This window comes from Bradyrhizobium sp. HKCCYLRH3099, assembly GCF_051167855.1.
Classification (GTDB): domain Bacteria; phylum Pseudomonadota; class Alphaproteobacteria; order Rhizobiales; family Xanthobacteraceae; genus Bradyrhizobium.
Genome location: NZ_JBNPTW010000033.1, coordinates 1 through 6747 on the forward strand (window position 1 = coordinate 1; position 6747 = coordinate 6747).

A 6747-nucleotide genomic window follows, 5' to 3' on the forward strand; every position below is an offset into this window, starting at 1 on the left:
AGATCTGAACAAAACGAGAATTGTGTCAACTATGTCGTCGGTCAGATCTGTCACCTATGTCCCCGGTTGCTCAGGGGTGGGGGTCCGCGGGCGCCGAAGTTCGTTCGGGGCTGGCCTTCTCAAAGAAGATTTGGGCTCATCGAGAAACTGCCCGTGGGGACCCCCACCCCCGACCCCTCCCCGCAAGGGGGAGGGGAGCGCGCCGTTCGCGGGGGGAGCGCTCGATTCCGACTGCTGAGCTGGGGTGCTCTTGATGCTACCGACACCTGAAGTGAGACGGCTGCAACGATGGTGGGCAGGCCATCGCAATGACGACTTTGTTGCTGCTGCCCAAGGCGATCACGGCCACTCCGCAATAAAGCCCCTCGCCTTGTAGCTCTCGATCTTGTCCCACTCGCTCAGCACGCGGCGGCGAAACTCCGGATGGGTGTGCCAGAGATGGCGCGGCACGCTGAAGCTATCCACCGTCAGCAGCATCTTCTCCACCTCCGGCCAGTGCCGCTGCAATGTCATTGCGTAGCGGCGCGCGGTCCAGCTGTTGCCGAGGCAGATGACGCTGCGGATGTTGGCGAGGCCGAGCGCGGCCTCGATCACCGGCAGCGAGAACACGACGTTCTCGCCGGTGTTCAGAGCCTGGTGCTCCTCGAGGATGCGCTCGGCCGGCACGCCGCGTCTGACCATGGCGGCCTTGATGAGCGTGCATTCGGAAGCATCGGCGCCCGGCGTGATGCCGCCGCTGACGATGGCGTGGCGAAAATAGCCCTGCTGCCACAGCCGGCCTGCCGTCTCGGCGCGCAGATCCTCCTCGATCCTTGTGCCGAACACGAACAGCAGATCCGCCGGCCGAAGCGGCGTATCGGCAAAGTGCCGCGCAGTGATCGCAGCGATCTCGGCAGCGTCTGGCATGCGCAGCGCGCGATCCTGCATCATCCATCTCCAACGGCAGTTGCGGATGCTCGCATGACCGGCCGCTGTCGCGCAGTCACATTCGGTCTCCAACGATGTCGCTGCGTGATCAGGGCAGCAGCGCGGCTGGAATCTTCGCGAAGGTGTAGGTCTGCGGCCGGTTGCGCAGGACGAAGCCGCCGACCTGCCAGGCGAACAGCGCGGCGAAGCCGATCAGGAACAGCGCCCCGGACCATTCCGTGATGAGAAGCGCGCGCACCAGCAGCGCGGCCATGGCGACGGTCAACACGCCCATCACCGCGACGGCCGCGGCATAGACCGTGCGGCCGAGGCCACCGGCGAGCCGCGCCGTGCTATCGGCGGCCGCAAGCCGCGCGTGCAAGGCGATGATGAAGGCCCTGTACATCTCGCTCTGCGGCACCATCAAGGTCACGGTCTGCCAGGTGGTCGAGATGACGTTCAGCTTCCGGCCGTCGCGGTGCGTGATCTCGGCGCGGAAGCGCTTGGCCTGCATCGACACCGGCCGGTACGACAGCCGGATCGACGCGATGTCGGCATAGGGCCACAGGCCGGCGTGGCCGGCGAACCGCCACGACAGGCCCTGCTCGGTCAGCTCGAACTCTTGCGCGGAGCCGATCAGCGACGCCTTGTAGGCGTAGCCGATGGGCGAAACGGATGCTGGTGCGGGCGTGGAAATGGCGCGGTCCTGTTGCGTGTGGAGCGCGCCTTATCCTACAAACCAGGCATGAGCGAAACGATCTATTTTCCCCGCCACCTGATCCTGGCCGGCGCGATGGCCGCAGGTATCCTGCTCGCGCTCGCCGTGCACATGCTCGGCGCCCGCTATGGGCTCGATCTCGGCGGCCTGTGGCAGAGCGACGGAGCCTTCATGCCGGCGGGCTCGGCGATCGCCTGGTGGCTGATCGCGACCGTCGGCTTCTCCTCGGGCTATTTCATCGCCAACATCATGCACAGCGCGGTGTCCGGTGAGATCCCGCAGCGCGCGCGCAATTTCCTGGTCGTGGTCGGCGTGCTGATGCTCGCCGGCATCGGCCAGGCCATCTCTGGCCCGAGCCCGGTGCCCTCGGCAGCCGGCGTGCTGGCGGGCCTCGCGGCCCTCTGCCTCGGCGCGCTGATGGCGTTCTGTGGCGCCAACTTCGCTTTGAGGAAGAGCTGACCAGAACGCCGTCGCGAGAACGGCCGGACATGCAAACGCCGCGCGGGACAACCGCGCGGCGTTTTGTCTCACAGTCGACGGATCAGCTCGCAGCGCGCAGGTTGACGCTGGTCTCGGCGAGCTTGGTCAGCTTCATGTCGGTCGCCTTCTCCTCGTCGAGCGTCTTCTGCAGCACGGCGGCGCTGTCGCTGCGGCCGAGCTGCTTGGCCCAGGCGATCAGGCTGCCATAGCGGGTGATCTCGTAGTGCTCGGCGGCCTGGCCGGCATTGATCAGGGCGGCATCGAGCACGGTCTTGTCGGCGACCTCGCCGGCGACCTCCTCGGCCTCCTCGATGATGCCGTCGATGGCCGGGCAGTCGACCGCCTTGGGTGAGAGGCCCTGCATCTCGAACACCTGCTCGAGCCGCTTCACATGCGTCCGCGTTTCCTCCAGATGCGTCAGAAAGCCCTGCTTCAGCTGCTGGTCGGTCGCCTTGTCGGCCATCTTGGGCAGCGCTTTGACGAGCTGGTTTTCGGCGTAATAGATGTCCTGGAGCTGATGAACGAACAGATCGTTCATCGTCTTGATGTCCTTGGTGAAGAGTCCCATTTGCCACCTGTCCTTCGGTTCGGAACATGACGGGTCCCTCCCCGACCGCGTGTGCCATGTTCGCTTTGCGCGTGCGGCTAACCGGCGGAGGGACGCGTTGTTCCGGCATCGCAGCGGACGGCATCCGGAACCTCGCCCGACGGCGGCACGTTTGCGTGAGCTGACGGCGCGTGCCGTCGCAGGTAACCAATTGGACCGAACTGAGGCAGCCCAAGCTATGTGACTGGAGTGTGACAGACCCGCGAAGCCAAGCCGGAGCTGAGCTGAGTCAAGGACTGCACAAGGCGCGTATTTTAGCTTAAGGAACAGGCTGTCACGGATTGCCCGCCCAACATCGTTCTATGGTTTTGCCCTTCTTCAAAGATCTGATGCCGCCCCGCCGGGAGGATGAATGCAGCGCCTGCTGACCACGCTGTCGCGTGGCTTCAAGAAATGGATCGGCTGGAAGCGGCTGGGGATTGCAGCGAGCCTTGCGATCATCGCCTTCGCGATCACCACGCTCGTCCGCACGCTGAAGGGCGTCGACGGCGGCGTCATCCTGACCGCGCTGACCGAAATCCCGCCCGGTCACATTGCACTCGCGGCCTTGTGTGTGGTCGGCGCGTTCTGCACGCTGACCTTCTATGACTATTTTGCGCTGCGAACGATTGGCAAGAAACACGTGCCCTATCGCATCGCGGCGATGAGCGCCTTCACCAGCTATTCGATCGGCCACAATATCGGCGCCACCGTGTTCACGGGCGGCGCGATCCGCTTCCGGATCTATTCGGACTACGGCCTGTCGGCGATCGACGTCGCCAAGATCTGCTTCCTGTCGGGCCTGACCTTCTGGCTCGGCAATCTGTTCGTGCTCGGCATCGGCATGACCCTGCATCCGGCGGCCGCGACCGCCATGGACCAGTTGCCGCCGGCTGTGAACCAGCTGATCGCGATCGGCATCCTCGGCGCGATCTTCGCCTATCTCGGCTGGATCTATGCCGGCAAGAACCGCCGCCAGCTCGGCCAGAACGGCTGGAAGGTGGTGTTGCCGTCGGCGCCGTTGACGGTGGTGCAGATCCTGATCGGCGTCGTCGATCTCGGCTTCTGCGCGCTGGCGATGTATCTGCTGGTCCCGGCGAACCCGCCGATCGACTTCCTGTCGCTCTCGGTCGTGTTCATCCTCGCCACCCTGCTCGGCTTTGCCAGCCATGCGCCCGGCAGCATCGGCGTGTTCGACGCCGCGATGCTGGTGGCGCTGCCGCAGTTCGGCCGCGAGCAGCTGCTGGCCACCTTGCTGGTGTTTCGCGTGCTCTATTTCGTGATCCCGTTCGCCACCGCGATCTCGATCATGGGCATCCGGGAACTCTGGCTGAACGTCGTCAAGCCCTGGCAGGAGCGGCGCCGGCTGCAGGCGGCCGTTTCGGACGAGGTTGGCGCCAAGCGCGCCGCCGCCACCGCGACGGCGGCCGTTCCCCAGCGCATCAAGCGCCACTCCCAGGGCTGAGCCGACCATTCCGCCGCGTCCGGCGCCCGCGTTCGACCGGCGACCGGTTGAACTCGCGCGTACCCCTCTTATTTCCGCCGCATCGCTGACGTGAACCCTTGCGTATGACCCGAATGTCCCATCGCTCAATGCTCGCCGCCTGCATGCTGGCGGGCCTGCTTGCCCCTCTCGCTGCCAGCCCGGCGGCCGCGCAGTTCGGCGGCGCGGCGCCGCAGTTGCAGATCAGCTGGGAGGTCCGCAACCGCTTCCGGCTGTTCCGCGAGGAGCGCGACTTTCTGCTGCATGTCGAGAGCACGCGCGACCGCTCGATCCTGGCCGCCGAGCAGGCGCTGGGCATCCAGAGCGACGGCCGCGGCTGGGCGCGCAACGTCGTCAACCGGCTCTGCATCGATCTCGCCGGCCGCGTCAACGAGCCCTGCACCCGCGACAACGTCAAGGAAAGCTACCTGACCCCGATCGACCATCCGGTGACGGTGCGGCTGACCGGCCCGGTGCCGGTCGGCGCCACCTGCGCTTGGTCGTTCGACGATGGCGATGGACCGCAGACCTCGACCTTCGACTGCGCCGAGCCGGTCAATCTGCGCGTCCGCTACGGCCGCCAGACCGTTGCGACCGTCGATGTCACCAGCCCCGAAGGCACACAGCGGGCTCAAACCGGCATCCAGGTACGCGACGTCCTGATCGCCGGCCTCGGCGACAGCATCGCCTCCGGCGAGGGCAATCCGGACCGGCCGATCGCGCTCGCCGACGACGGCTTCTGCTTCCGTTCCTATATGGGTGGTCCGACGGCGCAATATTACCGGCCGAGCCGCGCGGGCTTCAAGGGCGGCCGTGCCTGCGAGGCGCCGGACACGCTGCAGAACTGGCAGAAGCACAGCGCCATCTGGTTCAACGCCGCCTGCCATCGCTCGCTCTACAGCTACCAGACCCGCACGGCGCTGGCGCTCGCGGTGCGCTATCCGCATGTCGCGGTCACCTACCTGCCGCTCGCCTGCACCGGCGCCACCATCGCCGATGGCCTGTTCGGCAGCCAGCGGGCGCGGGAATGCACGCCCGGCCGCTCCGTGGCGACCTGCGCCGGCGGCGTCAACGGCCAGATCGGCGAGCTTCGCGAGGCCCTGACGGCCGCCCAGCGCCGCCAGCCGGACCGCCGGCTCGACCTGATCCTGTTGTCGATCGGGGCCAACGACATCAACTTCTCCGGCCTCGTGGCCGACGTCATCGTCGACACTCCGACGGAGCGCACGCTGTTCAAGCGCTCCGGCGTGATCGGCTCGGTGGACGAGTCACGGAGCGAACTCGCGCGCGACCTGCCGCGCGGCTTTGCCAAGCTGCGTGAGGCGCTCAAGCCGATGGTCGGCGATCTCTCCCGGGTGATCTACACCTCCTACGGCAACCCCGCGCTGAGCGGCGCTGGCACGCCCTGCCCCGGCGGTCCCGCCGGCTTCGAGGTGCATCCCTCCTTCAATGCCAATCCGCAGCGGCTCGCCAATGTCGCGGGCTTCGTCGAGAACGAATTTCTTCCCGCTTTGGCCGGCCTGGCGCAATGCACCGCGGGCGTGCTGTGCCGCGACCCGCGCACCGATCGCATGACCTTCGTCGATGCGCATCAGCCGGCCTTTGCGCAGCACGGCTTCTGCGCGCGCTCGCCGCAGGATCCGCCGTTCGACCGCGAATGCTTCGCCGCCAATGGCGAGAGTTTCGATTCCAACATCGTCTCCGCCGCCAACGAGCCGCTGCTGTGCGGCCGCGGCGCCAGCGAGTATCGCCCCTATCTGCCGCGCGCCCGCTGGATCCGCGACGCCAATGACAGCTACTTCTCGGCGATGACCTACCCGCAGGGCCTGCCGGCGGCGATGCAGCCGTCGGACATCCACGATGCGAGCTGGGGCGTGCTGTCGGCGGTCTATGGCGGCGCCGTACACCCGACCGCCGAGGGCCATGCCGCGATGGCCGATGCCGCCTTCCCGGCCGCCGCGCAGGTGCTCAGCCTCGATGCCGTCGAGGCGAACGTCACGGTGCAGCCGCTGCCGCCGGCGGGGGTGGTCAGGCAGTAGTTGGCAGAACGACAAGCTCGCGAGCGTTGCCGAGGAACTGATCGTTCGCACCCGATGCTGAGTCGCCCGTCGGGCGTCTCACGGCACGCGACGAGCCTTCGCGTAGCGCTGAATGGGCCGAAAAGCGCAGGCGTTACTGAACGAAATTCGCCTGCTGCCGCAGCACGATCGGCACTGCCGGTCCCGCCGGGAATCATTTCTTCGTTTCTTTTTTCCAGAATTCATGCTCTGATGTCGCATCCCGTGCTCATGAGAGGGGCGGTTCGCGGTCGTCACGAGCGTGGAGTGCGGGATGCGGTGGGCGCCTTTGGTCGCAGCGCGATCCGATCATGCCGACGAACGGTCGGAGGCGCACGGTGAAGTCGTATGGTCCTGGCATCCCGACGCTGGTGCCAAGCGGGCGGTCATGATGATCCACCCGTGACGGGGGCAAGACAGCCCGGTCCCCGGGGAGAGTACGTATAAGGTGCGCCGTGGAAAGGCGCGGTTCTTGAGAGGGTGAAAGTCCCTTCCGGCAAAGGTCGTTCCAGCCGGT

The 6747-nt window shown here is 66.6% G+C and carries 6 protein-coding genes; 3 read left to right on the forward strand and 3 right to left on the reverse strand.

Annotation, left to right across the window (positions count from 1 at the left end; all coding sequences use genetic code 11):
* Positions 1-339: 339 nt before the first annotated feature.
* Positions 340-927, reverse strand: a complete 588-nt coding sequence (locus ACQR1Y_RS34555) for a YdcF family protein (protein WP_434880137.1) — start codon at positions 925-927, stop codon at positions 340-342.
* Positions 928-1015: 88 nt separating this feature from the next.
* Positions 1016-1603, reverse strand: coding sequence for a hypothetical protein (locus tag ACQR1Y_RS34560; RefSeq protein ID WP_434880138.1), 588 nt, complete (start codon positions 1601-1603; stop codon positions 1016-1018).
* A gap of 48 nt (positions 1604-1651) precedes the next feature.
* On the opposite strand from ACQR1Y_RS34560, the gene ACQR1Y_RS34565 reads away from it, so the two are divergent.
* Positions 1652-2083, forward strand: coding sequence for a hypothetical protein (locus tag ACQR1Y_RS34565; protein ID WP_434859586.1), 432 nt, complete (start codon positions 1652-1654; stop codon positions 2081-2083).
* 82 nt (positions 2084-2165) lie between these two features.
* Here the strand turns inward: ACQR1Y_RS34565 and ACQR1Y_RS34570 are convergent, their stop codons facing one another.
* Positions 2166-2672: a ferritin-like domain-containing protein gene (locus ACQR1Y_RS34570; protein WP_434880135.1), complete on the reverse strand. Its 507-nt coding sequence runs from the start codon at positions 2670-2672 to the stop codon at positions 2166-2168.
* A gap of 391 nt (positions 2673-3063) precedes the next feature.
* Here ACQR1Y_RS34570 and ACQR1Y_RS34575 point away from each other — a divergent pair, with 391 nt between their 5' ends.
* Positions 3064-4155, forward strand: a complete 1092-nt coding sequence (locus ACQR1Y_RS34575) for a lysylphosphatidylglycerol synthase transmembrane domain-containing protein (RefSeq protein WP_434859584.1) — start codon at positions 3064-3066, stop codon at positions 4153-4155.
* Between the two features lie 104 nt (positions 4156-4259).
* Positions 4260-6212, forward strand: coding sequence for a hypothetical protein (locus tag ACQR1Y_RS34580; RefSeq protein WP_434880136.1), 1953 nt, complete (start codon positions 4260-4262; stop codon positions 6210-6212).
* Positions 6213-6747 lie beyond the last annotated feature (535 nt).

Excerpts from the sequence above, each read along its gene's own strand:
- ACQR1Y_RS34575 (WP_434859584.1), top strand. The coding sequence starts at position 3,064 with ATGCAGCGCCTGCTGACCACGCTGTCGCGTGGCTTCAAGAAATGGATC.
- ACQR1Y_RS34555 (WP_434880137.1), bottom strand. The coding sequence starts at position 927 with ATGCAGGATCGCGCGCTGCGCATGCCAGACGCTGCCGAGATCGCTGCG.
- ACQR1Y_RS34580 (WP_434880136.1), top strand. The coding sequence starts at position 4,260 with ATGACCCGAATGTCCCATCGCTCAATGCTCGCCGCCTGCATGCTGGCG.
- ACQR1Y_RS34565 (WP_434859586.1), top strand. The coding sequence starts at position 1,652 with ATGAGCGAAACGATCTATTTTCCCCGCCACCTGATCCTGGCCGGCGCG.
- ACQR1Y_RS34570 (WP_434880135.1), bottom strand. The coding sequence starts at position 2,672 with ATGGGACTCTTCACCAAGGACATCAAGACGATGAACGATCTGTTCGTT.